This is a genomic window from Flavobacterium arsenatis (assembly GCF_031456785.1).
GTDB lineage: Bacteria > Bacteroidota > Bacteroidia > Flavobacteriales > Flavobacteriaceae > Flavobacterium > Flavobacterium arsenatis.
Map to the genome: position 1 here is coordinate 35,315 of NZ_JAVDVI010000017.1, position 25,432 is coordinate 60,746.

The window sequence follows — 25,432 nt, forward strand, 5'->3', positions numbered from 1 at the left end:
CTATTTTCTCTTCAATAATTTACATATAACTCAAAATCTCCTTTTTCAAAGTGTCATATTCTCCTTGCATAATCAATCCGTTGTCGAGTAATTTTTTATAATTCTGAAGTTTTTCAAACAACTCGTCTTGCGAAAGGTCTCTCAAAGCTCGTTCCTTTGAAGTAGGTGTGTCATCTGGAAATTGCTTTTCATCGCGATAACCCGATTGTGCAACCGGAATAATTTCGGCATAATCCGTCACTTCTTCCGTTTCGATTTCCTCAATAACTTCTGGCTCTTCGACTAAAGCAACAACTTCTTCAGTAATTTCTTCTTGCTCTACAACTTCTGCTTTTGGTTCTTCATAAACAGTTTCCGCAGCTACGGGAGCTACTCCATTCTTCAAAATATCCAATTGTTCTTTAGCAAAAGTATAAATCTTTCTTGCCTGAATTTTGGGAATATAATCAATCGAAATCGTCAAATCTGTATGCGTTGTAAAAGAAAATTCTGAACCTAAAATATTCTCTTTCACGAAAGTTCCAGAAATATCATCCCAAGTATAATCAGTGAAGTCCATAGACAAACCTAAATTTTTAGGCTTGCAAATAATGATTCTTTTATTCGTTAAAACGATGCTGTCTGGAAAAACGGTAACCGGCTTTTTTTGAACGCCAATATATCCAACTTCCTCATTTTTCATCAATAAATCCGTCAATTTAGAAGTGATTTTCTCAATCGCTTTTGGGTCTTGTTCTTCGTTTAAAAACTTTTTTATATGTTCGTTCATTTTTGAGTTGCTTTTTTTTCTGTAAATGTACAGTCTAATTATCTAATTTTCAAATTATCGAATCGCCTAAATTGATCTCGGCCTGTAATTTCTTGGTCAAGCTTTTAAAAACCAAATCATATGAATGATCAATTAATTCCCGAACCATTTTATCCGAAACATCGCCATTTAAAGCAACCGTATTCCAATGCACTTTGCTCATGTGGTAGCCTGGCTGAATGTCGTCAAACTCTGCCCGAAGTTCTTCAGCACGTTCTGGATCACATTTCAAATTGATGGATGGCATTCCTTTTTCCCATTGAGACAAGGACGAAAGTGCAAACATTTTTCCGCCAACTTTAAAGACCAAAGTATCTTCATCAAAAGGGAAATGCTCGGTAACGGCTTTTTTAGAGAGACAAAATTCGAAAAATTGTTGGATGTTCATTTTTTAGATTGAAAGATTTAAAGATTGAAGGATTTAAAGAATTTGATACAGAACGGGTTTCGACGGCGAAGCATCATTTTCAAACGAAGCAATTTGCAGATTCAACAAATAAATACCATCTTGGATTTCATCTTTTACAAAAATCATTTCTGTAATTGTGGCATCTAATCTTGCATCATCATTTAAAACATTGACATCCTTCACATTCCAAAATGCTTTATGGGCCAATAATTTCCCTTCATCATGCTCCTTATCTACACTTGGCAAATCAATCAAAAGGTGTTTTATCCCGCTTTCGCGTATGAATTCCGAAGCTTTTTCATCCAGATATGGAGGATTGGTATTGGAATATTTCCTTGAAAGTTTTTCCTTTTCATTAGGCAAAGTCCTGATAACTATTGCTTCAGGCGTTTTTCCATTTACAGCTTTCTTGATTTGCTCCTTTGTAATAACTGAATCTTCTCCTTGCATTTCTGGCTCAACGGAAACCAATTCTGCCAGAAAGAAAAAAGTTTTCAAACTTTGATTGATGCTGTAGAATTCCTTGGTAATATGCCCCAAACATTCAGTATGAGTTCCATGACCGTGTGGATTGAAAAATATATTATTGAAATTTGTTGACGATTTTCCCTCTGAAACTTTACCAATCCAATCGCCAAAAACTACGGGTTCGATTACCGGTTTTTCAATATACCAAGCAATCGGGTTTTCATCGGTGTTGGACAAGGTGATGGAAATATCGAGAGGTTTTGAGAAATCTATTTGAAACGTTTGCGAATTGTGGCTTATGGTTGCTTTCACATTAAAAAAATTTAATATTTCAAAGCTAACATTTTTAATTTAAAATTTTGCAGAACTTGAAGTTTTCAACTGTTTTAAAAACGACATTCATCCCTAATAGAAAAATTATTATCTTTGAATCATGACAGCAATAGAAATCAAGAAAGAAATAAGCAAGGCTCTGGATCAGGTTCCAGAAAAACTTCTTGTTGATATTTTAGACCTTATCAAAGAAGTTCAGTCTGACCAATCAAAGTCTAGCTTAACTTCAAACCTAAAGAAAATTCTTTCCGAAGACAGCGATTTATTGGATAAACTTGCCCAATGATTTCCATCAAAGAAACTGAAATTATTCATAATATCTTAATTGATAAATTCGGAGGTCGTAAAGGAATTTGCGATATCCGACTGCTAGAATCTGCATTGGCAAGGCCTTTTGCTACATTTGATAATCAGGATTTATATCCGAATCCCATTGAGAAGGCATCGGCTATTTTTGAAAGCATCATCATCAACCATCCATTTATTGACGGCAACAAAAGAACGGCTTATACCTTGATGCGATTGCTTCTTTTGGAAAGTAACCTTGATATTATTGCAAGTCAGGAAGAAAAATACATGATGGTAATTTCAGCAAGTAAAGGGGAGTTTCGATTCGAAGAAATAAAATCCTGGATTCATTCTAATCTTAAAAAATGATTGTTTTTAAAGTTGAAATCAATCATCACCCAACATAAACAAATCACTTGCAATTCCATCTGCCAAAAACTTTCCTTTTTTGGTAGTTTTCAAGACTTCATTTTCAACCGAAAGCAAATCATCTAAAAAGAATTTTTCAGATTGTTTAAGTAAATAATTCAAATATTTTTCTCCAAATTCCTTTTGAATTCTTTCCAGCGAAATTCCCCAAATCGTTCTCAAACCTGTCATAATGTATTCGTTGTATCGATCGGTTTGGGTAAGGATTTCTTTTTCTGATGGCAGTTTATTTTCTTCCAAAGATTTTAAATAAAGGACATTATTAGCAATATTCCAACTTCTGGAAACCCCGTCATAACTATGAGCCGAAGGTCCGATTCCGATATATTTTTTACCCAACCAATAAGCCGAGTTGTTCTTCGAAAAATAATTTTCCTTTCCAAAATTAGAAAGTTCATAATGTATAAAGCCATTTTCCTGCAAAGTATCTACCAAGATTTGAAAATGTTCTTGGGCAACATCGTCTTTGGGTTCGGCAATTTTTCCCGCTTGAATTAATTTTTTCAGGGCTGTTTTTGGTTCAACCGTCAAGGCATAACTCGAAATGTGTGGAATACCAAAACTCAAAGCCGTTTCAATGTTTGCTTTCCATTTCTCGTTACTCATTCCTGGCATTCCATAAATCAAGTCAATAGAAATATTATCAAAATATCGGGTTGCGATTTCCAAAGATTTTTTGGCTTCCGCCGAATTATGAGCACGATTCATCATCTTCAAATCATCTTCAAAGAAAGATTGAATTCCGATGCTTAAACGGTTAATTCGTGTATTTGCTAATTCGGTTATTCGAATATCCGATAAGTCATCAGGATTAGCTTCAATTGTTATTTCTGGATTTTCTGCAACTTTAAAATTATTAAAAACTTCATCAATCAAGAATTGAATTTCTTTAATGGTCAATACCGAAGGCGTTCCTCCGCCAAAATAAATGGTTTCAACAATCTCATCTTGAGATTCACTTTTTCGCATCTGGATTTCTTTGGCCAAAGCCAAAACCATCTCCTCTTTCCGCTTCATTGAAGTCGAAAAATGAAAATCGCAATAGTGGCAAGCCTGTTTGCAAAAAGGGATATGGATGTAGATTCCTGACATTTTTTAGTATTCAGTCACAGTCGCGGTTTTCAGTTCTGTCGACTGAAAACTGCGACTGAAAACTATTTCTTAACGCGTTCTTCATTCTGTTTCACAAAAGCATCCCAACCAGAATAACTCTTGGTTCCGACGACTTTTCCAGAATTAAAAAAATGACAAACCGCGGCAGCTAAACCGTCTGTACTGTCTAGATTTTTAGGCAACTCCTTTAAACCTAAAAGTTGCTGGAGCATTTTGGCTACTTGTTCTTTTGATGCATTTCCGTTTCCGGTGATGGCCATTTTTATTTTTTTTGGTTCGTATTCAGTGATTGGAATTTGGCGTGAAAGTCCGGCCGCCATTGCAACGCCTTGGGCTCTTCCTAATTTTAGCATCGACTGTACATTTTTACCAAAAAATGGTGCTTCAATTGCAATTTCATCAGGATGATGCGTATCGATTAATTCGATTGTCCGTTCGAAAATGACTTTCAATTTCATATAATGGTCGTCATATTTATTCAAAATCAATTCGTTCAATTGGATGAATTCCATTTTCTTGTTGATGATTTTTATCAACCCAAAACCCATGATGGTTGTTCCCGGGTCAATTCCTAATATGATGCGTTCGTTTGCCATTTTCGTTTTTCCTGCAAGGTTTTCAAAACCTTGTAGGTCTTTTTTTAGTATTTTATACCTACAAGGTTTTGAAAACCTTGCAGGATTCTAATCACTTTGCTTTACTTTTGCAAAGATGTTTTCAATTCCTCACAAAGCTAAACAATTCCTCACGTTTCTGGTCAAACTTTTGATTGTTGGCGGTGCTTTTTATTTTATTTACGATCAACTCGCAAACAATGAACAATTAGATTGGAATAAATTCTTGGAATTGCTCGAACGTAAAAAATCATTCTGGGGCATCTTGTTTATTCTTTCCTTTAGTTTCTTTAATCGGTTTTTTGAGATTTTAAAATGGCAGAATTTAGCCCAAGTCATTGAAAAAATTTCGCTCGGAAAAGCAACCGAACAAGTTTTAAGTGTCCTAACTGCTTCTATTTTTACACCAAACGGAATTGGTGAATATGGTGCAAAAGCATTGTATTTTGAGAAGAAAGAAGCTAAAAAAGTAGTTTTTCTAAACCTCATCTGCAATGGAATCCAAATGATTCTGACAATCGTTTTTGGAACAATTGGATTGATGATTTTGGGCTATCAATTTTGGGTCTTTGTCATTCTTGGAATTTGTATTTTGTTCTTTGGAATTTTCTTTTTTTTGAAAAAAATAAAAATCAAGGGTTATTCATTGGATAAATTATTGAAGAAGATCAATGAAATTCCGAAAGCCATTCACCAAAAAAATATCTTTTTGGCTATTTGCAGATATTTGATTTTTTCGCATCAATACTATTTTTTATTTCTGGCTTTTGATGTCGATTTGCCTTATTGGACTTTAATGGCAACCATTACTGCTGTTTATTTCTTAGCTTCATCATTACCAACCTTTCAATTTTTGGATTTTGCCGTAAAAGGAAGTGTTGCTGTTTATTTCTTTGGAAATTTAGGTGTCAATGAATGGGTTGTAGTTTTTATCAGTACCTTGATGTGGTTTTTGAATGTCGTACTTCCCGTTTTTATTGGCAGTTTTTATGTGTTTAAATTCAAATCGAAATGGAAATCTTAAGTATTTTATTTTTTGCAATTATACTCATTTATTCGATTTTCATCGTATGGATTTCGTATGGATTCAATAAAATAAATCTTTTTGAAAGAGAGGATTTCAAACCAGATACAAAATTTTCAATTGTAGTTCCTTTTCGGAATGAGGCTGAAAATCTTCCTGGATTATTGTATTCTTTTTCACAATTGAATTATCCTAGAGAACTTTTTGAAGTGATTTTTATAAATGATGATTCTGATGATGATTCGGTTGCTGTAATTGAAGGTTTTCCTGCTTTGAGTTTTGCTTTTCAGATTATAAACAACAAAAGAAAATCGAATTCTCCAAAGAAAGATGCTATTTCAACAGCTATGGATTTTGCTAAAAACGATTGGATAATTACAACCGATGCAGATTGTTTTGTAAATCCAGATTGGCTTTCGACATTTGATAATTTTATTCAAAAAACGAATTGCGAGATGATTGCTGGAGCCGTTTCCTATGATGCTGAAGGTTCTTTTTTGCATCAATTTCAGCAGATGGATTTGATGAGTTTGCAAGGAGCCACGATTGGAAGTTTCGGAATTGGGAAACCTTTTATGTGTAATGGTGCAAATTTTGGCTACACTAAAAAACTGTTTGCAGATTTAGATGGTTTTGAAGGAAATAATGGAATTGCAAGTGGCGATGATGTTTTTTTATTGCAGAAAGCAGTTCGGCAGTTTCCTGAAAAAGTGCAGTATTTGAAAGCATTCTCAGCGATTGTCTTTACAAAAACCTTGAACGATTGGAAGTCTTTATTTTACCAAAGGGTTCGCTGGGCTTCAAAATCTTCTTCTTATGATAGTGGCTTTGGAAAGATTTTAGCTTTAATTGTTTTCGCAGGAAATCTAGCAATTGTGGTGTCTTTTTTCCTAACTCTTTTTTCTTTTTTCTCCTTCTGGAATTGGTATCTTTTGTTTGCCTTGAAAATATTTGTTGACTTTTTATTGCTGTATCAAACTGGAAAATTTATTCAGCCGAGAATTATTCGGTATTTTGTTTTTAGCAATTTGTTGTATCCTTTTTTTAGTACAACTGTCGCTTTTTATTCTTTGTTTGGAAAATATGAATGGAAAGGGAGGAAATTTTAGATTTTAGATTTGATGTTGTTTGTGGAGTTTCTTTCGAAGCACAACTGTCCTAGCCCTGATGGAAATGGAAATTTTGCAGGAAAAAACAATATTATTTTCCTGCAAAAAAGAGCGACCAACGGAAGCTCCTTTTTTGTAGAGAAAATAAATTGTTTTGACAAAAAATTGTAATGTACAGCAGGATTAGCTCCTAAAAAAAGCTATTCGACTTCGAGAATTACGGGTAAAATAAATTGTGTTTTTACTGGAATTCCTCTTTTTAGTGCTGGATTTATTTTTGGAAAATCGACCAATCTGGCGTGAAGAATGCTGTCGATTTTAATTTTGTCGTAGGCCAATGAATCGGTTGGAAATTGTGGCTCGAATTTTAGGGAAGCATCTGGAAAAACGGTTACTTTTACTTCAATCGTGTCGAGTTCTGGGTATAAAATAGAAAGCGTGTCGATGCTTAGTTTCTCTTGAATTTTAGCTGTCAAAAAATCGAAAAAGCATTGTTGGCGTTGGGTTTTGTCCTGAATTTGTTCGCATTCGTTGATGGAAGGCAATTCATCGACTTCATTCCAATTGATGGACTTCAATTCCTTTTGCAATAGTTCTTCTTTTGACGGCACTTGCTTGTCGAAATATTGGCAGGAATTGATGAAAATCAGGAATGGAAGTAAAAAAAATGTTTTTCTCATCGCTACTTTACGTGAACAAATAGTTTATTTTAGTGGTTTAAAGATACTATTATAATTTTTCAAATGTAATAAAATTTAATTTATGGACACTTTGCTGTTGGTTTTAGGCTTTGTTTGTATGATTATTGGCATCTTAGGAAGCTTCTTACCTGTTTTGCCTGGGCCACCGATAAGCTGGGTTGGTTTATTGCTTTTGTATTTTACAGAAGCCGTGGAAATGAATTATTGGGTTTTGGGTGTGACACTTTTCGTGGCTGTTGTCGTGGCGATTTTGGATTATGTGATTCCGGCAAAAGGCACGAAACGTTTTGGCGGAAGCAGTTATGGAATTTGGGGAACGAATATCGGCTTGGTAGTGGGGATTCTGGCTCCAATTCCGTTTGGGTTTATTATTGGTCCGTTTGTGGGAGCTTTTGTGGGCGAACTTATTTACAATTCTAAAGACCATAAACGTGCCTTGAAAGCGGCAACTGGTTCTTTTATTGGATTTTTGGCTTCTACCTTTATGAAGTTTGTGGTTTGTATGGTTTACTTTGGATTGTTTGTTTCGATTGTTTGGAGGAATTGGGAAGGATTGTTTTGAAACAATCAAAAATATTTTCAACCATATTATAAGGCATGTAAGGTCATTTAAGTTGCAGGTTATTAAAATAAAACATAATTACAAACTGTCTTAAATCAAAAAAGCCATCCATCTCGTCAAAAAAGACGAGAGAAAGCTTTTCATCTCGTTGTTCCAACGAGACTACTAAACCTTAATCCATTTCTGAAGCAATTAGTTTTAAAAGGGATTCTCTATTTAATCTCTTGAGCCGTTTTTCTTCAATTAAAGCCTCCTTTTTTGTTTTGAATTCTCGTAAATAAACCAATGACCAATCTGAAGTTTTTGAAGTGTATTTACTTTTACCTGAATTGTGATATTCTAGTCTTTTTGAGAAGTTAGTTGTAAATCCTTTATAATAGATAAAAAGAGTTTCGGAATAGATAATGTAAACAAAAAACATAATTACAAACTGTCTTAAATCAAAAAAGCCATCCACAAAAGTGGAAAGCTTTTCATTGGTCTAACTACTAAACCTGCCCATTTCTGAGCAAAACAACACAACTAGCTTTAGATACTTTTATTGGGCAAAAAAGGTTTTCATTTCTGAAAACCTTCTTACTCAATTTAGCGGTCTGGACGGGACTCGAACCCGCGACCCCATGCGTGACAGGCATGTATTCTAACCAACTGAACTACCAAACCTCTGCTTTATTGCGGTTGCAAAGATACTACAGAATTTCACTTCTGCAAGTGTTTCTGCAAAAAAAATTAAACTTTTTTTCACAGTTCTACCCAAACGATTGTTTTTCAACTAAATATGTGGTTACTATTTTTTCAAAATTTTCCCCAACGTTTACAGGAACGTACCTGATTTTGTTTTGAGCACAAGTCAAGGCTAGTTTTTTAAAATAGCTTTCTACTTGTTTTTCATATTCGGCTTTTACGTTATCGGCAAAAATATTGACTTCATCTCCGGTTTCGAGGTCGATGAATTTTCGAGGAGCGTTATCAAAATCGAAATTAAGCTCGGTTTTGCTGTCAATTACATGAAAGAGCACAACTTTATGCTTGTTGTGTTTTAAGTGCTGTAAAGCATTAAAAAGTGCTTCTTCGTTGCCTGATTGAAACATATCCGTAAAAAGGATAATCATCGAACGACGGTGCATTTTCTCGGCAATTTGGTGCAGGAAAGTAATGGTATCGGTATTTTTTGTTTCTACTTTGTTGTCTATCAGGTTTTCTAGCTTGTTTAGCAACATCCGATGGTGGCGGTCGCTTCCTTTTTCGGGGGCATAATATTCGTATTTGTCTGAATAAATGCTTAGGCCTACTGCATCTCTTTGTTTTTTGAGCAGGTTCATCAAAACCGCTGAAGCCAAAACTGAAAATCCAATTTTGTTGTGATAGAAAGGCTCGTCGCTTTTTAGCTTTGGATAATGCATTGAAGATGAATTATCGATGATGAGATGACAACGTAGATTGGTTTCTTCTTCGTAGCGTTTAGTATAGAGACGATCGGTTTTGGCAAAAAGTTTCCAGTCGATGTGCTTGGTGCTTTCACCTGAATTATAGACCTTATGTTCGGCAAATTCGGCAGAAAATCCGTGGAAGGGCGATTTGTGCATTCCGGAGATGAAGCCTTCTACGACTTGATTGGCCAACAACTCCAAGTGCTGGAAGCTGGATATTGTTTGTATTTGTGATTCGATGTTCATACTTCAAAGATAAATAATTTAAATATTTAAAGATGGAAGGATTAGAAGATTTGGAGAAAATGATATAAATACTACCTTAGCCCAAAGCGAAACTTCTCAAAATGAAAACTGTAATAATTGCCGGAAGTGCCAGAAATGATGGCGATACCCATAAGATGGTTTCTTCCCTTTCAGCTCTATCTGGCTGGGACATTATTGATTTGAACGACTATCAAATTGGTTTTTACGATTATGCCCGTAAAAACAAATTCGATGACTTTCTTCCTTTAATGGAGAATATCATAGCAAACTATGATGCATTTGTTTTTGCAACACCTGTGTATTGGTACAGTATGAGTGCCAATATGAAAATTTTTTTCGACCGCCTCACGGATTTAGTTACTGTCGAAAAAGACCTTGGAAGAAAATTAAGAGGCAAGAAAATGGCGGTAATCACTAGTTCGGTTGGCGATCATCTTGGAGATGATTTTTGGTTGCCTTTTGCCAGAACCGCCAGTTATTTGGGGATTGAATATCTAGGGAATCTCCATACTATTAAAGATGAAGAACATACTAAAGACTTGGCAGCATTTATAAATATTGTAGGTTCATAAATCATTTAAATTGGATAAAAATTGAAAAGCGGAAGATGATTAATTTCATCTTCCGCTTTTTAGTAGCTTTTGCCTATTTACTCTTGCCTATCTAAAAAGTTCTCTTCTGTTTTTCGACAAAATTATTCGCCTGTAATTCCAACAATTCTTTCGCTTTACTTCTTTGTAAATTAAATAATTCTTTATCCGAAGCGATATCTTCATAGACTTTATCATGCATTGAAGCACTGGTTTTCACTAATAAATCACGTTGGTATTTGTCTTGATTGATAGTTGCTTTCAAAGCTGTTTCCAAATCTTCTAATTTGAAGTCATATTCTCCTTTTGGAGATAATAATTTTGCAATAATAGGAGAAGTTTCGATAGCTAAAAATAAAAGCATAATAAAGAAAGAAGGCAACCAAGGCAGTTTATTCAAAGCATTAATTCTCGCCATCAATCCGTCGAAACCGTCGATTATAGGTTGTGTTTCGGATACTTTTTTGTCCAAATCGTTTTGAAGCGTCTTGGATGATTTTTCTGCTTCGGCTATTTTAGCCAAATTGTTTTTGCGTAAAGTGTCGAGTTCGGCTTTAGCCAAATCGTGCTTGGCGATTTTCTCTTTAAAAACAGGGCCTTTCCCTAGTTTTTTGGTTCCAGTAGTTCCTTCGGCTTCGGTAATATAGGTTTCATACAAGGTGTTAACTTCCTTTTCTTTCTTTGCAATTTCCGATTTCAAACTGTCAACCTGAGTTTTATTTTTATCCAAATCCGATTTGAAATAATTGGCCACTTCCTTCTTGTTATTCAAGGCCATTGCATTTTTTTCCTTCAATAAAACGGTGTTGATTTCCTTTTCGAAAATCTTAATTTCCAAGGGTTTTGAAATTACAATTGCAATGATAACGGCCAAAGCAATTCTAGGTGTTGCCTGAATAAATTCGCTCCAAAAAGAATCCCTTTTTCGGATGGTGGAAACGATAAAACGGTCGAGATTAAAAATCAATAATCCCCAAACGAGACCGAAACCAATGGCGGGATAAACGCTGTCGAAAACCGTAAACAGGGCATAGGCACTGGCGATAAAGGCCATAACGGCTGTGAAGAAAACGGTTGCTCCAATACCGGCGAATTTGGTTTGTTCGCCTTCAGAGCAATTTTCGAGAAGCTTTTTGTCGGCTCCCGAACAAAGGATGAAGAATTGTTTTAACATGATGATTTTGATTTTTTTCCGCTACGCTCCAAACAGTTCGGCTTCGCCTCGGGTTGATTGATGATTATACAAAAGTAACGCCAAAATTTTGATTATGGTATAAATTGCTGTGTTGTTTTGCGTTAGGGATTGAAGTGGAAATCCTTTTTCTTTTTTTTCTTTAAAAAAAGAAAAAGATTGGGAACGAAAAGCCCGCCCCGATTTTCCTTAAAGTTTTTTTTTGCAGGATGGTTCTAAATCGGGGAACGCCCTAAAAAAAATCCACTCATTTCTGAATGGATTTAGAATGCTTAATTATCTTTTTATCGAAATAGGAAGATGATATTGAACTCTTACGGCTTTGCCTTTCACAAGTCCTGGTTGCCATTTCGGGGATTTTTTTAAAACCCTGATAGCTTCTTCTCCTGTTCCAAAGCCTTCGTCTTTTTTGATTTTAAGGTTTGAAAGACTTCCATCGGTTTCGACAACAAATGCTATAATTAATTTTCCTTCTTCTGAAAAATCTTCCGGGATTTTGTATTCCTTGCCGAAGAATTCATAAAAAGCTTCCATTCCACCAGGAAATTCTGGCTGAGAAGGAACTTCATCTGGTTGTAAAGCTTGTACTTCCATTTCCTCATTTGTGGTTTCAATTTCGGTTGTAGCCTCTTTGTTTTCAGAACAAGAAATAAAAATCAATACAGCTAAAACGGGTACAAGTGCTATTTTTTTGAGCAATGCTCTTGATTTTGACGTGGTTTTTGTCATCATAATTAATCTTTTTTTGGTTACTAAAAAATTCAAGTTACTGGCCAAGTAAAAGGTGTTGTTCCAAGTTGCTTTTTCCAATAATAGATTTTGGTAAAACGGAACATTGTTGTATGATTTTACCACTTTTTCGTCTGCAAGAAATTCGTGGTTGAGTTGGATTGCTTTTTTGTAAAATATCAATATCGGATTGAACCAGAAAATGGTTTTCAGGATTTCGATAAACAAGATATCCAATGTATGTTTTTGTCGAACGTGAGTTAGTTCGTGAGTATACAATTCGTCTTCGATTTTCCTGTTTTCATAATCATCTTTGTTGATGAAAATATAATTAAGGAAAGTATGGGGCAAGACTTTTTCTTCCAACAAAACCAATGTTGCATTTTGTATTTTTTCTTGTGGATTAGAATCGATTTTTTCTTTTATTTTTATCAGATTAACTACAAAGCGGAACATTAGAATAGTTGTAATCAATCCATAAACAGACCATAAAATGATGGGTAAATAGTCTGTTTTTTCTTCTATCATTTCAGAAGAAATTGGCATCATTTGAATGGTGTTTTGTTGAAAAGCTTGAATTGTTTCCACATAAATTTCAAAAGAAATGAACGGAATTACTAATGAAAACGCCAAGCTAAACAACAAAAAGAATCGGTTGAAGTGATGCATCTTCTCTTTCTCCAACAAGAAGAAATAAACGGCGAAAAGCAATCCGAGGCAAAGTGTCGATTTTAAAAGGAAGTCCGTCATTTTTTCTTCTTTTTAAGCTTTTTATTGATTATTTTCTGGAGTTCTTTCAATTCCGAAGCTGATAACTCGGTTTCGTTAGTGAAGAAAGAAGCAAATTGTGAAGCCGAATTGTTGAAGAAGTTCTTGATCAATCCGTTGACGTGTTTCGAGAAATAATCCGTTTTTTTTACCAACGGATAATATTCCCTAGAGTTTCCAAATTCGTTATAAGCCACAAATTTTTTGTCGATCATTCTTTTTAAAAGCGTTGCAACCGTTGTTGTGGCTGGTTTTGGTTCTGGAAAAGCTTCGAGCAAGTCTTTCATAAAGGCTTTTTCGAGTTTCCAAAGGTGTTGCATCAATTGTTCTTCTGAATTTGATAATTGCATTTTTTTATTTTTTTATTCGGTGTAAGTTTCAAGAATGGGTTCGCCTTTTTCGTATATTTTCGTACCTAGAAGAACTCCGTCGTTGTCATAAAATTTCCATTCTCCAGATAAATACCAATGAATGGTGGTACTGTCGACAATCATTTTTGAAACACCGATTGCTCTGATGTTTCCATTTGCATGATATTCTGTCGTATGGCAAATGCTGTCCTTGTATTTTCGTTTTGTCAATAATCGATTGCTTAAATAATCCTTCCAAGTGCCAACTTCAAAACCATTTTTGTAACGTCCTTTTGATTTTGATGGAATTCCCATCACGGTGTCTTTATAAATCCATCGACCTGTTTTTTCTCCGTTTTTCCGTTGGTTGATTTTACAACTTGAAAATAGTAAAACAAAAAGTAGTGGAAACAGATAATAAAATCTTTTCATTCTCTACAAAGATAGAATTAACTCTACAAATGTAGAATAAAAATTAAATAAAACAAATTTTGAGCAAAAAAAATCCATTTCGAAAGAAATGGATTGGCAAACAAGTATTTAAGATTACTTATTTTTTTAAATTGAAATACAGACTGTCTTTGGTTAGTAGCGAATCTTTCCTGATAATTTCTGATGTATAGTGTGAAGGTTCAATTATTGTCTGAGGAATTTGAAGCTTTTCAGGAAACTTCACAATTTGCCTAAAAAGTTTGTGGCCTTTTGCTTTAATAACCACTAAAGTCCCATAATTCGTTTTGGTTTCTTCCAAAATTTTCTGAACAAAAGAATCGAATTCTGTTTTTGTCAATGATTTTTTAGTTTCAAACAGCAATTGGTTTCCTTTTACTGGTGGCTTGATTTTTAACGAATCTATTTCAATTATAGGGCTGATAGTTTTTATAGAATCAGTTTTCAAAAAAGGATGTAGTCTTTTAAGGACAGTGATTGTATCGCTTTTAACAACTATAATGGATTTTTTGACCAACACTTTTTTGGGTTTTAAAGTATCGGCTTTTGCAGGATTTTTTAAGATATCAATTTCTGATTCAGTCGAGCTTGGTTCTTGACTAAGGATATTGTCTTTTGGTGTAATAATTTCATCTTCAATTATTGTTTTTGAATTTGTATAAAGCAAAATCCCAATTGTTACAGCAGTAGCCAAAATAAAAGTACTCAAGATTATAACCTTTGCAATAGAAAAAAAAGTTGTGCTTTTTGGAGCGACAATGTTGGTTTGGATTTTGTTCCAAACTTCATCCGAAGGCATTTCATCAAACGTAGCACTTTTATTCTTGAAGAAATCAAATAGCTCTTTATCTTCCATATTCTTTAATTTTTGATTGATTGAAAACAGTAGCGATTTTCTTTAATTTTTCTTTGGCATAATTCAATTGAGATTTCGATGTGCCTTCGGCGATATTCAGCTTTTCTGCAATTTCCGAATGTTTGTAGCCTTCCATCACATATAAATTGAAAATGATTCTTGCTCCTTCGGGCAAAAGCTGGAGCATTTTTTCGATATCATTTTCATCTAAATTACCCAAGACTTCGTTTTCAATGCTGAATTGAAAGTGGTCAATCGAGCATTCATTTTCAAAATTAGTTTTCTTCCGAAGTTCCATCAAGCAGGAGTTGACGGCAATTCTTAAAATCCAACCCTCAAAACTACCCTGGTTTTTAAATTGATTGGTTTTCTGGAAAACGGCTAGAAAAGTATTCATCACCATTTCTTCCGCACGTTCCCGGTCTTTCATATACCTTTTACAGATTCCAAAAACTTTTGGAGCATAGGTCTTGTAAACAAGATTCTGGATTTTAGAATCTTGGTTCTGGCAACCGATGATAAATTCATTTTCTGACATCTATTTGTATTATCTTTTTAAGATTGGAATTTCGGCATAAATAGGTGGGACAACTTCTTCTCCTTTTGTGTTTATAAAACCATAATGATTATAAAGACTCACTAAAGCCCAATCAGCTTTATATTCTCCAAATTTTTCGATGTATTCGTATTTTGGCTCAACAACTGTTTTACCAGTCGAATCAATAAACCCTGTCAAGCCTTCTAAGGTTTCAACACGGGACCAATTTTCCTTGTATTCTCCAAAAGGATGAATCTTTTCGTAAATGGGAGGAACAATTTCCTTGCCTTCGGAATTTATATAACCCATTAATCCGAATTCGTCAAAAATTAATACCCATTCGGAAGGGTTTTCGATGACAGAAATACTTTTGAAAGGCTGCTCTTGAGAGTAAATAACAATTGGACTTAACGATAGCAGTAAAAATAGATACTTTTTCATAAGAATAAATTTAAATGTGAATTAAGATGTTTCTTATAAAGATGCAAGCTCTTTCAAAAGGGTTGGAAATAAAAAAATCCGTTCACTCAATTAAGAATAAACGGATTGGTTTTTTACTCAACTCTTTCAGAGTTCAAAACTCTGAAAGAGTTATGAATTAGATTATTTTTATTTACTCAACTCCACAAAATATTTATAAAACAACGGAATGGTTTCAATTCCTTTCAAGTAATTGAATACTCCAAAATGTTCGTTTGGCGAGTGAATCGCATCGCTGTCCAAACCAAATCCCATCAAGATTGTTTTTGATTTCAATTCTTTTTCGAACAAAGCCACAATCGGGATACTTCCTCCTGAACGAACAGGAATTGGTTGCACGCCAAAACTTTCGTTATACGCTTTTGCAGCCGCTTGATAACCGATGCTGTCTATTGGAGTCACATAACCCTGGCCTCCGTGATGTGGTTTTACTTTTACAGTTACACCGCTTGGAGCAATGCTTTCGAAATGTTTTGCAAACAAATCTGTGATTTCATTCCAATCCTGATTCGGCACCAAACGCATCGAGATTTTGGCGAAAGCCTTGCTAGCGATAACCGTTTTGGCACCTTCACCTGTATAACCACCCCAGATTCCGTTTACGTCTAAAGTAGGACGGATGGAATTTCTTTCGTTAGTCGTATATCCTTTTTCTCCGTAGATGTCGTTCAAGTTCAATGCTTTTTTGTAAGCCTCTAAAGAGAATGGAGCTTTTGCCATTTCGGCTCTTTCGGCATCCGAAAGCTCTTCGACTTTATCGTAAAATCCAGGAATTGTGATGTGGTTGTTTTCGTCGTGAAGCGAAGCAATCATCTTAGCCAAAACGTTGATTGGGTTGGCAACGGCACCTCCGTATAAACCCGAATGCAAATCGCGGTTTGGACCTGTAACTTCCACTTCCACATAGCTCAAACCACGTAAACCTGTTGTGATAGAAGGTTGTGTATTGGAAATCATTCCTGTATCAGAAATCAAAATCACATCGTTTTTCAGTTTCTCTTGGTTACGTTCTACAAACCAACTCAAGCTTGCCGAACCCACTTCTTCTTCGCCTTCAATCATAAATTTCACGTTGCAGGGAAGGTTGTTGGTTTGCACCATATATTCCAAAGCTTTCACGTGCATGTACATCTGACCCTTGTCGTCACAAGCTCCACGTGCGAAAATCGCACCTTCAGGATGCAATTCTGTTTTTTTGATCACTGGTTCAAATGGAGGAGAAGTCCAAAGTTCTAATGGATCTGGAGGCTGAACATCATAATGTCCATAAACCAGAACCGTTGGAAGGTTCGGGTCGATTATTTTCTCGCCATAAACGATTGGATAACCCGGAGTATCGCAGATTTCTACAAAATCACAGCCTGCTTTTTCAAGGCTAACCTTAACAGCATTCGCAGTATCGATAACATCTTGAGAATAGGCAGAATCCGCACTAACGGATGGAATCTTCAGTAAATCAATAAGTTCGTTCAGGAAACGCTCCTTGTTTTTTTGAACGTAGTCTTTTATAGTATCCATTATTTAAAATTAATGTGTTGACTGCCAAAAATACGAAAAAGAATATTTTAAATTTTTTTAAATTTTTTATTTGAAAGTTCAAAAGTATGCCTATATTTGCACTCACAATTTTAGCGGATATGGTGAAATTGGTAGACATGCCAGACTTAGGATCTGGTGCCGCAAGGCGTGTAGGTTCGAGTCCTATTATCCGCACCAAAAGCTTCTCAATTGAGGAGCTTTTTTTATTTGAATTTTATTGATTGATCCATCGTTTGAATTCAGCTGTTGTCGAAGTACTGGTTGTCAGACGTGTTTTATAGTTTTTTATTTGAATGGCTAATCGGTCGTTGAAATAGTTTTCGATTTTTGAAATAAAATTGATGTTGATGATTTCACCACGATTAATCTGAAAAAAAACAACTGGATTTAATTCTTGAATCAATTCGCTGATGGTAGCTTTGAAAGGATGTTCTTTTCCGTTGGCATCAATTGCAATGCATTTCCCAGATTCGGCGAGGATTGCTGCAATTTCTACCGTGTTTAAAATCGAAATTCCATCATTGTTTTTAATGACAATTCTTTCTTTATAGTTTTTTGATTGATTTTGCAACAACGAAACCGCCAATGCATTCCAGTTGACGTTGTCTTCTTCTTGTTTTTTTAGGTTGAGAAATTTTTGCATCGCTTCCGCAAAACGATTATAGCTGACGGGTTTCAACAAATATCCGATGCCATTGGTGTCAAAAGCTTCCTGATAGAACGTATTGTAAGCTGTTGTGAAAATAATAGGACAATGAATTATATTTTCTTTTAAAGAGGAAAAAACAGTGCCATCCAAGAGCTCAATGTCTGAAAAGACAACATCAACCTGATCATTGGTTTTAAACCATTCGATGATTTCCTGATTGCTTTTCAAATAGGCTACAATCGTAATTTTGTTATCAAATTTTTCAATGTGATTCCGAATGATTTCGGCATTATGATGTTCATCTTCGATGATTAAGGCTTTCATTTTTTAAGGAATTAATGGAATTTCAACACAATATTCAGTTGCTGTCTTGATAAAATTGATATCAAGATCGAATAGTAATTTATAATGTTTTTTGAGATATTGGTTACCGATGTTGGAACTGGAAACATTTTCAACTGGTTGTAATTTATTTTTTATAAAAACAGTATTCTCAATGCGGTACAATTCGATAATCAATGGATTGTTTTCACTTCCTCTGTTGTGTTTTAATGCATTTTCAATTCCTAATTGTAACGTGCAAGGCAATATAAATCCGGTTTTGTCTTCGATTGTATTTACAATTTTATAGGCTTTATTGAATCGTTTTTCGATAAGATTGGTGTAGCCTTTAATAAAATGTAGTTCCTCGGTCAACGGAACAATTTCTTGTTCGGAATGTTTTAGAAAATACCGATACACATCCGAAAAATCATCAATAAAGGTTTCCATTTCTTCCTGATTTTTTCGACTCAAACTAGAAAGCACACTTAAATTGTTGAACAAGAAATGAGGTTCGAGGTTTTTTTGCAACATTTTGGATTTGAAAATTTCTTTTTCTTTTTCCAAACGTTCAATGTCAAGAGCCATTTCCTTCGAGTTTTTAAAGTGCAAATAGGCAATCGTATAACCACTGATATATAAATGCGACATCGTTACACCAAAAACAATATTCCCGACCATCATCCATAAACTGGTTCCGAAACCATAAATGAGATACCGATACAAACCAAAGAAAATACTACTTAAAACCGAAAATACCACTAGAGCAAACAAAAATGAGAGTCCAATTTTTATTGTTTTTTGATTATATCTTTTTGAAATAAACTGCCAAGAATAATAGGTGCTGATAAATGAAATGCAACACGTTATGATGCCAAAAACATGATCCTGGAAATCAAAAAAATCAATGTCGCCAAACTTCCGGGTTTGATAAAGTGTATAGATCTGAATCGTATTAATCAATACAATAACAATAATAATCGAAAGTATGTTTTTTAGGGTAGTTGCAGATTTCATTAAATCTATTTTTACAAATATAGGAAAATGCTGTAATTGAAGAAAAGTGCAGCAATGCCACACTTTTCTTTCCTAAATTATTCTACAATAAAATCTTTTATTTCGCCTTTGCTGTTGAAAGTCTGTATTTTAGGATTTCCTTGTTCGTCCACATAAATCATCATTTTGGGTTGTCCTTTGGAATCACTTAAAAATAATCCTTGAGAGTTTCCTTTTGTTTTACCAAGAAACAAAAGATTTCGTTCACCATATTGGTCATAAATTTCATTTATTTTTTTCTTTCTTTCCTCTGGGTTGCTGATTTTCTGGGCTTCTTCCAGCATTTCCATTCTTTTTGTAATATGGCTGTCCATTGGAAAATCGTTGATGTGAATTCCGCGTTGCGACATGATTTTTCCGTTGAGAACCGTTTCTTGGTTAGACAATTGCAACACCTGATCGTCTTTATAACGATCCATCGTGATCGACATTCCTGATATCAATCCGTTTTTGGTTTCTTTGGTTTGATAGATCAATCCGCCACATTCATCGCCTTCATCGTTAAAGAAAATAAGTCCAGATGGTCGTTCGCGTTTTTTCCAATCTTTCCCGTCAAGTCGTCCTGAATGCTGTAATTCCTTGTTGCTTAGTACCATTCTAATGGTTCCGTCGTTCTCAATAATGTTGATTCGTTTTACATTTATTTCTTCAAAATTTTCGATTTGTCTTATTTTATTAAATGAAAAAAGAAAAAATGAAACCATAATGATGGTCAGAAATGTGGAATAGTTCGTTAAGAATTTTACTTTAGAAGCTGTTGTTTTCATGATAAATATTTTTTGATTTATAATTGATTATGAAGCAAAATTATTCGTTCGACAACTACATGAAAACCGTTTTTGGATGAATCAAGGGAAAATGAAAATGAATTAGGGGAAAATCGCGTTGAGTTTTTTTAATCATATTTATAATCCTATCCAACGCTTCATAAAATAGCGTTAAGCCTATCGGAATTCTTTTTATTTCCACTAAATTTACGTTCCTAAATTTATTCAGATGAAATCTAAATCACTTCTAATTTTGCTTACCATTGGAAACCTACTGACGATTGAAGCACAAGAAAAAAAGCAAACTATGAATCCATTTTTTCAACCTTATGACACGCCGTTTAATGTTCCGCCATTTGATAAAATCAAGAACGAACATTTTAAACCTGCTATTTTAGAAGGTATAAAAAAACACGAAGCCGAAATCAACTTGATTGCCAATAATCCAGAAGCTCCTACTTTCGACAATACAATTGTGGCAATGGAAAATGCTGGCGAATTGCTTTCGGAAGTGAATCGGGTTTTCGGAAATTATAATTCGGCCAATACCAATGATGAGCTTCAGGCAATTGCAAAGGAAACGGCTCCAGTTTTATCCGCTCATGGCGATAATATTGCTTTGAATGAAAAACTATTTCAACGAGTAAAAACGCTTTGGAATAAAAAAGAAAGCTTGAACCTTAATTTAGAACAAGCCAAATTATTAGAAAACCGTTACAAGTATTTTGTGAGAAGCGGAGCCAATTTATTGGAAACAGATAAGGATAAATTGCGAAAAATCAATGCAGAACTTTCGCTTACATCCTTAAAATACGGTCAGAATATCTTGGCTGAAACCAATAAATATGAGTTGGTTATCAGTGATAAAAAAGACCTAGCAGGTTTGCCCAATCAGCTAATTGAAGCTGCTGCTGCAGATGCAAAAGCGAAAGGAAAAGAAGGAAAATGGGTTTTCACGCTTGCCAATTCGAGTGTGATGCCGTTCCTGCAATACAGTTCCAATAGAAAATTACGCCAGGAAATATGGAATGCCTATCAAACCAGAGCCAACCACGATGATGATTTGGATAATAAGGCAAATGCTATAAAACTCGCAAATCTTCGTGGCGAAAAAGCAAGGTTGTTGGGCTACAAATCGCATTCCGATTATGTTTTGGAAGAATCAATGGCGAAAAATGCGGAAAACGTCAACAAACTTTTGAATGATTTATGGAAACCGGCTTTGGAAATTGCACAAACCGAAGCGGAAGATATCCAAAAAATGATGGAAAAGGATGGCATCAAAGACAAAGTGCAACCCTACGATTGGAGATATTATACCGAAAAAATTAGAAAGGAACGTTTTGATTTGGATGAACAAGAGTTGAAACCTTATTTCAGTTTGGATAATGTGACCAAAGGCGTTTTCCAAGTAACGGAAAAATTATATGGATTGAAATTCAAGCAACTCGATAATCTTCCAGTCTATCATAAAGAGGTTACAGCTTGGGAAGTGACCGAGGCAAACGGAACCCACGTTGGGATTTTATATATGGATTTTTTTCCAAGAGCTTCCAAAAGAGGTGGAGCTTGGATGACATCTTATAGAAATCAGAAGACTGAAAATGGCGTGCGACAAGCTCCGGTAATTTCAATCGTTTGTAATTTTACAAAGCCAACAGCAGATGCTCCAGCCTTGTTTACTTTTGATGAAGTAACCACTTATTTCCACGAATTCGGTCATGCTTTACACGGACTATTGTCGAATGTGACGTATAAATCGCTAGCGGGAACAAGCGTTCCGAGGGATTTTGTAGAATTGCCTTCGCAGATTATGGAAAACTGGGCAGCCGAACCAGAAGTGTTGAAGATGTATGCCAAGCACTATAAAACAGGAGCTACAATTCCAGAAGAATTGATTCAGAAGTTGCAGAAATCAGGTACTTTCGATCAAGGTTTTGCAACTGTTGAATATTTGGCAGCTTCATTGTTGGATATGGATTATCATTCGCAAACTGCTGCAATTTCGCTTGACGCCAATACGTTCGAAAAAAATTCAATGAAGAAGATAGGTTTGATCGATGCCATCATTCCGAGATATAGAACGACTTATTTCCAGCACATTTTTTCTGGAGGCTATTCTTCGGGATATTACAGTTACATTTGGTCGGGTGTTTTAGATACCGATGCATTCGAAGCCTTCAAGACCACTACATTATTCAACCCAGAAAAAGCAAAACTCTTCCGTGAAAACGTTCTGGAAAGAGGCGGAACCGAAGACCCGATGGTGTTATACAAACGTTTCCGTGGTGCAGAACCAAGTGTGGAACCACTTTTAAGAAAACGCGGTTTGGACAAAAAAACTCTTCCTGCTAAAAAAGTGAAAGGATAGTTAGTATAAACAAGAAAACGGACTTTAGGTCCGTTTTTTTATGCGATTTATGCTTCCCCAATGTTGTCATTCCGAGGAACGAGGACACGAGCGATAGCGAACTGGCAAAGCAATCTCATAAAGAAGCTCCAGAAAATGTTGTCGAATCTAACACCCATCCATCTTCAAGCTCAACTTTCCATTTTTATAAGAAAGAATAAAAGGGATTTTTTCCAATGTGCAACGTGGCTCAATAGTAAATTGAAGATAGCCATTTATTTCAAAATCTTCATCGGATATAACTTTTAGAGTTTGTTTGTAGTGGGTGTTTTTTCGAACAAAATTAACCAAACCTTCGCCTTTATCAAGTTCTTCTTTTGATAGAGGTGTTTCAGTAATCGCTCCGTTGGTTGCAATTTTATCGGAATCGAGGAGGACAATGGTAAATTTTCCCGAAAAATCTCTTTTGGCATTGGGCGAAATAAAGTAGGCGTCCTTCTTTAAATTCATTTGAACGGATAACACATATTCATTGTTTTGACGTTGATCCACTCGAATGAGGGTGGTGTAAAGTGCATCATCTCGCACTAAATCATCGCTAAAGTGAGTAGGTTCGACATAAATACTATCTTGCATGATTGTATTTTCGGCAAATTCTTGAGAATTCACATTTGTACAATTGTAATTGAACGAAAGGAGTACTAATCCATAAAATAAACTGTTGTTCATGATTGATGATTTTAAATTAATAAAACGAAATCCTTTGCTTTTGAATTTCAATGTAAAACTAGGTCTATCAACTCGTTGAAATGTAAAAAATATGTAAAAGAAGTGTCAACGGTTTTAAAAAATGACAAAATTGTATGTTATTTGCACCACTTATGAAGCAACAAAAAATCTATTTCTACAGCAGTCTTTGCATTGCAATCCTCTCGGCTATTATCCTTTTAGCTTTTCAAAATAAAAACGAGGTCTATACTGCTTTAACCACAATAGCATTGCGGGATGCAGGAAATAAATTGTTACTCACCAATCAAGACAGTACTTCGCTTATCCTACCGGTGCAAAAATTGGAAGAGTCAAAATACCGACTTTCCTTTCAGAAAGAAATCGTTATCAACCCTGATAGTTTGGTTGTGATAGTTGAGAGAAGCTTTCAAAAAGCAAACTTGCCTTCACACTACCAAATTGAAGTAAAGCAATGTCAAGATTTTGAAGTGGCTTACAGTTATCAAAAGGACAAAACCGAAGAAAAAAGCATCATTCCCTGTAGCGGACGATTTTTACCTGAAAAATGCTATTTGATTGAAGTAAGGTTTTTAGAAAAAGCATTAGCTTCAAGTACGAAACCAATTTGGATTATAGTCTTAATTGTAAGTATTTCGATGGCTTTTGTTTTCTTTCCAAAACCTAAAAAAGAGAAACAAATAATTTCAACAAATGGAAATAGCATTCCCGTAGGCAAGTTTAAGTTCTATCCAGACGAAAATAAGTTAACGGTCGAATCAACCGAGATTCTTCTTTCAAAAAAAGAAGTAGAATTGCTAACGGTTTTTGTCGAAAACCCCAACAAAGTAATCAAAAGAGAAGAACTTTCCAAAAAAGTCTGGGAAGATCATGGTGTTTTTGTCGGAAGAAGTTTGGATACGTACATCTCTAAATTGCGAAAGAAATTGAGTGATGATGCATCCATTAAATTAACGAATGTTCATGGAATTGGGTATATGCTTGAGGTGAAAAACAACTAGTAAGGGTTCGTTTTTATAAATCAGTAAAGTCATCATTTGTAATATACACTTCAAATTCAGTTAATAGGGTTGTATTAGTGCTGGTAGAGTAAATGTAGCGGTTTGGGAGCTTCCGTCTGGTTTTGTTCTGAAAAACCTGATACTTTGATCTGTGTTTTTATTGGTAAAAGTGGTTTTAGTGTATTCAACATTTGTTTCAGTCAACCAGTCAGGTGAAGTAAAGAAAAGTAGCGAGTGACCAAAGACAGTCACTCGCTACTATGTTTTAATCTGTTACTTTTAAATGCTGAATTTGTTCATCAACAATATCAAAGTGAAATTTTAGCGTGATAGGGCTTCCTGGAAATATTCCTGAACATGCTGCAGTTAAGATGCTTGTTATGCCGTTTTCGGTATATTCCAATGGTTGCATCACTGATTGGTAGTTTTTGTTTGAATGATCGATCCATTGCTCAATTTCAATTCTTCCCTTATGCGTTTTACCTTCGTCAAACACTACGGCAGTTTCTGAAAACAAATTGGCATACGTCACAGCGTCAAATTCGTTCTGTGCTTTAATCAAGTCTGTTAGTACTTTTGGTAAGTTCATTGTTATTATTTTTAAAGATTATTAAATTGTTGGCACTGTGCCACCATCGATTACATATTCAGTTCCTGATAAATAATTGGCTCTCGGAGAAACAAGAAAGCCAACCAATTCAGCTACTTCTTCCGGTTCAGCAGGTCTGCCGTAAGGTATTCCGCCCAATGCATCCATTACACCTTGCTGTGCTTCTTCTACAGTGCTGTTGGCGTTTCTTGCAATCTCAGCCAACCAAGCTTTCGATGCTCCTGTATTGATCCATCCAGGAGAAACAGTGAGCACCCGAACACCTTTAGGCGAAACTTCATTCGATAAACTTTTACTATAGTTTCTCAATGCTGCTTTTGAAGCGGCATAAGGCAATGTAGAATCATACAAAGGCAATTTCCCCTGGATAGAAGCTATGTGAATAATGACACCGCTTTTTCGATCTATCATTTGTGGTAAAAATCCCCTGTCCAATCTTACTGGAGCTAGTAAATTAGCTTGTAGGGTCGATTCCCAATCTTCATCAGACAATGCAGTAAAGCCACCGGCAGGTGTTGTTGAAGAACCAAGATTGTTCACCAAAATGTCAAGCCTTCCGTAAGCCGACAGCACTTCGCTGACCACTTTTTGTGTTCCTGTTGCTTTGCTCAAGTCGGACGGAATGAAATGCAGTTTGCTGTTTTCTTTTTCCGGTGCGTTTCGTGCAGTGATAATAACCGTTGCCCCAGCTTGTAGCAGTCTTTCTGCAATTGCTCTTCCGGCTCCTTTTGTACCTCCTGTTACTAAGGCAATTTTGCCTGATAATTCGTTTTGATAATCCATCGTATAGTCGTTTTAAAATTGTTAGGTACAAATTTCTGAAGTATGTAAGTTTCTCACAAGTACGGAATTACGATTCGGATAGGGATAAATTTTTCCCCTAT

General features: G+C 35.2%; 30 protein-coding genes and 2 tRNA genes. 9 read left to right on the forward strand and 23 right to left on the reverse strand.

What is annotated here, in order from left to right:
- Positions 1 to 19: 19 nt before the first annotated feature.
- The 3 genes from J2X31_RS15860 to J2X31_RS15870 are packed head-to-tail and all read right to left on the reverse strand — an operon-like array spanning position 20 to position 1,997.
- Complete coding sequence (locus tag J2X31_RS15860) at positions 20 to 769, reverse strand: PH domain-containing protein (protein WP_310028026.1); 750 nt, start codon at positions 767 to 769, stop codon at positions 20 to 22.
- A 49-nt stretch (positions 770 to 818) separates the two neighbouring features.
- Positions 819 to 1,196, reverse strand: coding sequence for an MmcQ/YjbR family DNA-binding protein (locus tag J2X31_RS15865; RefSeq protein WP_310028029.1), 378 nt, complete (start codon positions 1,194 to 1,196; stop codon positions 819 to 821).
- 33 nt (positions 1,197 to 1,229) lie between these two features.
- The gene (locus J2X31_RS15870) at positions 1,230 to 1,997 is read right to left on the reverse strand and encodes a cyclase family protein (RefSeq protein WP_310028031.1); all 768 of its coding nucleotides are present in this window, start codon (positions 1,995 to 1,997) and stop codon (positions 1,230 to 1,232) included.
- Positions 1,998 to 2,118: 121 nt separating this feature from the next.
- Between J2X31_RS15870 and J2X31_RS15875 the strand changes: the two genes are divergently transcribed.
- Positions 2,119 to 2,304: a hypothetical protein gene (locus tag J2X31_RS15875; protein ID WP_310028034.1), complete on the forward strand. Its 186-nt coding sequence runs from the start codon at positions 2,119 to 2,121 to the stop codon at positions 2,302 to 2,304.
- A complete protein-coding gene (locus J2X31_RS15880) occupies positions 2,301 to 2,675 on the forward strand; it encodes a type II toxin-antitoxin system death-on-curing family toxin (protein ID WP_310028037.1) in 375 nt (124 codons plus the stop codon). The genes J2X31_RS15875 and J2X31_RS15880 overlap by 4 nt, the downstream gene beginning before the upstream one ends.
- An 18-nt stretch (positions 2,676 to 2,693) precedes the next feature.
- On the opposite strand, the gene hemW is transcribed toward J2X31_RS15880, so the two are convergent.
- Together hemW and ruvC are read right to left on the reverse strand one after the other, a co-directional pair.
- On the reverse strand, positions 2,694 to 3,827 hold the full coding sequence (hemW, locus tag J2X31_RS15885; RefSeq protein ID WP_310028039.1) for a radical SAM family heme chaperone HemW: 1,134 nt from the start codon (positions 3,825 to 3,827) through the stop codon (positions 2,694 to 2,696).
- 62 nt (positions 3,828 to 3,889) lie between these two features.
- Positions 3,890 to 4,444 carry a crossover junction endodeoxyribonuclease RuvC gene (gene ruvC / locus J2X31_RS15890; protein WP_310028042.1) on the reverse strand — a complete coding sequence of 185 codons (555 nt, stop codon included), beginning with the start codon at positions 4,442 to 4,444 and terminating at the stop codon, positions 3,890 to 3,892.
- A gap of 115 nt (positions 4,445 to 4,559) precedes the next feature.
- On the opposite strand from ruvC, the gene J2X31_RS15895 reads away from it, so the two are divergent.
- Entirely contained in the window at positions 4,560 to 5,486 is a 927-nt protein-coding gene (locus J2X31_RS15895) for a lysylphosphatidylglycerol synthase domain-containing protein (RefSeq protein ID WP_310028045.1), read from the forward strand.
- Positions 5,474 to 6,595: a glycosyltransferase gene (locus tag J2X31_RS15900; RefSeq protein ID WP_310028048.1), complete on the forward strand. Its 1,122-nt coding sequence runs from the start codon at positions 5,474 to 5,476 to the stop codon at positions 6,593 to 6,595. The genes J2X31_RS15895 and J2X31_RS15900 overlap by 13 nt, the downstream gene beginning before the upstream one ends.
- A gap of 200 nt (positions 6,596 to 6,795) precedes the next feature.
- On the opposite strand, the gene J2X31_RS15905 is transcribed toward J2X31_RS15900, so the two are convergent.
- Positions 6,796 to 7,275: a hypothetical protein gene (locus J2X31_RS15905; protein WP_310028050.1), complete on the reverse strand. Its 480-nt coding sequence runs from the start codon at positions 7,273 to 7,275 to the stop codon at positions 6,796 to 6,798.
- Between the two features lie 82 nt (positions 7,276 to 7,357).
- On the opposite strand from J2X31_RS15905, the gene J2X31_RS15910 reads away from it, so the two are divergent.
- Positions 7,358 to 7,858 carry a DUF456 domain-containing protein gene (locus J2X31_RS15910; protein WP_310028052.1) on the forward strand — a complete coding sequence of 167 codons (501 nt, stop codon included), beginning with the start codon at positions 7,358 to 7,360 and terminating at the stop codon, positions 7,856 to 7,858.
- Between the two features lie 172 nt (positions 7,859 to 8,030).
- On the opposite strand, the gene J2X31_RS18250 is transcribed toward J2X31_RS15910, so the two are convergent.
- The 3 genes from J2X31_RS18250 to J2X31_RS15920 form a co-directional block, all read right to left on the reverse strand.
- Positions 8,031 to 8,279: a GIY-YIG nuclease family protein gene (locus J2X31_RS18250; RefSeq protein WP_374725229.1), complete on the reverse strand. Its 249-nt coding sequence runs from the start codon at positions 8,277 to 8,279 to the stop codon at positions 8,031 to 8,033.
- 168 nt (positions 8,280 to 8,447) lie between these two features.
- Positions 8,448 to 8,521, reverse strand: a tRNA-Asp gene (locus J2X31_RS15915).
- Between the two features lie 86 nt (positions 8,522 to 8,607).
- Complete coding sequence (locus J2X31_RS15920) at positions 8,608 to 9,534, reverse strand: DUF58 domain-containing protein (RefSeq protein WP_310028054.1); 927 nt, start codon at positions 9,532 to 9,534, stop codon at positions 8,608 to 8,610.
- Between the two features lie 101 nt (positions 9,535 to 9,635).
- Between J2X31_RS15920 and J2X31_RS15925 the strand changes: the two genes are divergently transcribed.
- Entirely contained in the window at positions 9,636 to 10,127 is a 492-nt protein-coding gene (locus J2X31_RS15925; protein ID WP_310028056.1) for a flavodoxin family protein, read from the forward strand.
- A 91-nt stretch (positions 10,128 to 10,218) separates the two neighbouring features.
- Here the strand turns inward: J2X31_RS15925 and J2X31_RS15930 are convergent, their stop codons facing one another.
- From J2X31_RS15930 to J2X31_RS15965, 8 genes are all read right to left on the reverse strand, one after another.
- Positions 10,219 to 11,319: a DUF4407 domain-containing protein gene (locus J2X31_RS15930; protein ID WP_310028058.1), complete on the reverse strand. Its 1,101-nt coding sequence runs from the start codon at positions 11,317 to 11,319 to the stop codon at positions 10,219 to 10,221.
- Positions 11,320 to 11,613: 294 nt separating this feature from the next.
- On the reverse strand, positions 11,614 to 12,816 hold the full coding sequence (locus J2X31_RS15935; protein ID WP_310028060.1) for a M56 family metallopeptidase: 1,203 nt from the start codon (positions 12,814 to 12,816) through the stop codon (positions 11,614 to 11,616).
- Positions 12,813 to 13,184: a BlaI/MecI/CopY family transcriptional regulator gene (locus tag J2X31_RS15940; RefSeq protein WP_310028062.1), complete on the reverse strand. Its 372-nt coding sequence runs from the start codon at positions 13,182 to 13,184 to the stop codon at positions 12,813 to 12,815. Before J2X31_RS15940 ends, J2X31_RS15935 begins: the two co-directional genes overlap by 4 nt.
- A gap of 12 nt (positions 13,185 to 13,196) precedes the next feature.
- Positions 13,197 to 13,616 (reverse strand): toxin-antitoxin system YwqK family antitoxin, encoded by a 420-nt coding sequence (locus J2X31_RS15945; RefSeq protein ID WP_310028064.1) that lies wholly within the window; start codon positions 13,614 to 13,616, stop codon positions 13,197 to 13,199.
- Positions 13,617 to 13,734: 118 nt separating this feature from the next.
- Positions 13,735 to 14,490 (reverse strand): hypothetical protein, encoded by a 756-nt coding sequence (locus J2X31_RS15950; RefSeq protein WP_310028067.1) that lies wholly within the window; start codon positions 14,488 to 14,490, stop codon positions 13,735 to 13,737.
- Positions 14,480 to 15,028, reverse strand: a complete 549-nt coding sequence (locus J2X31_RS15955; RefSeq protein WP_310028068.1) for an RNA polymerase sigma factor — start codon at positions 15,026 to 15,028, stop codon at positions 14,480 to 14,482. The genes J2X31_RS15950 and J2X31_RS15955 overlap by 11 nt, the downstream gene beginning before the upstream one ends.
- A 9-nt stretch (positions 15,029 to 15,037) precedes the next feature.
- Positions 15,038 to 15,469, reverse strand: coding sequence for a WG repeat-containing protein (locus J2X31_RS15960; RefSeq protein WP_310028070.1), 432 nt, complete (start codon positions 15,467 to 15,469; stop codon positions 15,038 to 15,040).
- A gap of 168 nt (positions 15,470 to 15,637) precedes the next feature.
- Positions 15,638 to 17,026, reverse strand: coding sequence for a dipeptidase (locus tag J2X31_RS15965; protein WP_310028071.1), 1,389 nt, complete (start codon positions 17,024 to 17,026; stop codon positions 15,638 to 15,640).
- Between the two features lie 113 nt (positions 17,027 to 17,139).
- On the opposite strand from J2X31_RS15965, the gene J2X31_RS15970 reads away from it, so the two are divergent.
- Positions 17,140 to 17,224, forward strand: a tRNA-Leu gene (locus J2X31_RS15970).
- Between the two features lie 37 nt (positions 17,225 to 17,261).
- On the opposite strand, the gene J2X31_RS15975 is transcribed toward J2X31_RS15970, so the two are convergent.
- The 3 genes from J2X31_RS15975 to J2X31_RS15985 all read right to left on the reverse strand — a co-directional run bounded on the left by J2X31_RS15975 (position 17,262) and on the right by J2X31_RS15985 (position 19,840).
- Complete coding sequence (locus tag J2X31_RS15975; RefSeq protein WP_310028073.1) at positions 17,262 to 18,020, reverse strand: LytR/AlgR family response regulator transcription factor; 759 nt, start codon at positions 18,018 to 18,020, stop codon at positions 17,262 to 17,264.
- A 3-nt stretch (positions 18,021 to 18,023) separates the two neighbouring features.
- The gene (locus J2X31_RS15980; protein ID WP_310028074.1) at positions 18,024 to 19,034 is read right to left on the reverse strand and encodes a sensor histidine kinase; all 1,011 of its coding nucleotides are present in this window, start codon (positions 19,032 to 19,034) and stop codon (positions 18,024 to 18,026) included.
- Positions 19,035 to 19,111: 77 nt separating this feature from the next.
- Complete coding sequence (locus J2X31_RS15985) at positions 19,112 to 19,840, reverse strand: hypothetical protein (protein ID WP_310028076.1); 729 nt, start codon at positions 19,838 to 19,840, stop codon at positions 19,112 to 19,114.
- Between the two features lie 229 nt (positions 19,841 to 20,069).
- Here J2X31_RS15985 and J2X31_RS15990 point away from each other — a divergent pair, with 229 nt between their 5' ends.
- On the forward strand, positions 20,070 to 22,211 hold the full coding sequence (locus J2X31_RS15990; protein ID WP_310028078.1) for a M3 family metallopeptidase: 2,142 nt from the start codon (positions 20,070 to 20,072) through the stop codon (positions 22,209 to 22,211).
- A 147-nt stretch (positions 22,212 to 22,358) separates the two neighbouring features.
- Here J2X31_RS15990 and J2X31_RS15995 read toward each other — a convergent pair whose 3' ends face one another.
- Positions 22,359 to 22,919 carry a hypothetical protein gene (locus J2X31_RS15995; protein WP_310028080.1) on the reverse strand — a complete coding sequence of 187 codons (561 nt, stop codon included), beginning with the start codon at positions 22,917 to 22,919 and terminating at the stop codon, positions 22,359 to 22,361.
- A gap of 152 nt (positions 22,920 to 23,071) precedes the next feature.
- Here J2X31_RS15995 and J2X31_RS16000 point away from each other — a divergent pair, with 152 nt between their 5' ends.
- Positions 23,072 to 23,938 carry a winged helix-turn-helix domain-containing protein gene (locus J2X31_RS16000; RefSeq protein ID WP_310028081.1) on the forward strand — a complete coding sequence of 289 codons (867 nt, stop codon included), beginning with the start codon at positions 23,072 to 23,074 and terminating at the stop codon, positions 23,936 to 23,938.
- 265 nt (positions 23,939 to 24,203) lie between these two features.
- Here J2X31_RS16000 and J2X31_RS16005 read toward each other — a convergent pair whose 3' ends face one another.
- Positions 24,204 to 24,527 carry a nuclear transport factor 2 family protein gene (locus J2X31_RS16005; RefSeq protein WP_310028084.1) on the reverse strand — a complete coding sequence of 108 codons (324 nt, stop codon included), beginning with the start codon at positions 24,525 to 24,527 and terminating at the stop codon, positions 24,204 to 24,206.
- Between the two features lie 21 nt (positions 24,528 to 24,548).
- Positions 24,549 to 25,331 carry an SDR family oxidoreductase gene (locus tag J2X31_RS16010; protein WP_310028086.1) on the reverse strand — a complete coding sequence of 261 codons (783 nt, stop codon included), beginning with the start codon at positions 25,329 to 25,331 and terminating at the stop codon, positions 24,549 to 24,551.
- Positions 25,332 to 25,432: the final 101 nt, after the last annotated feature.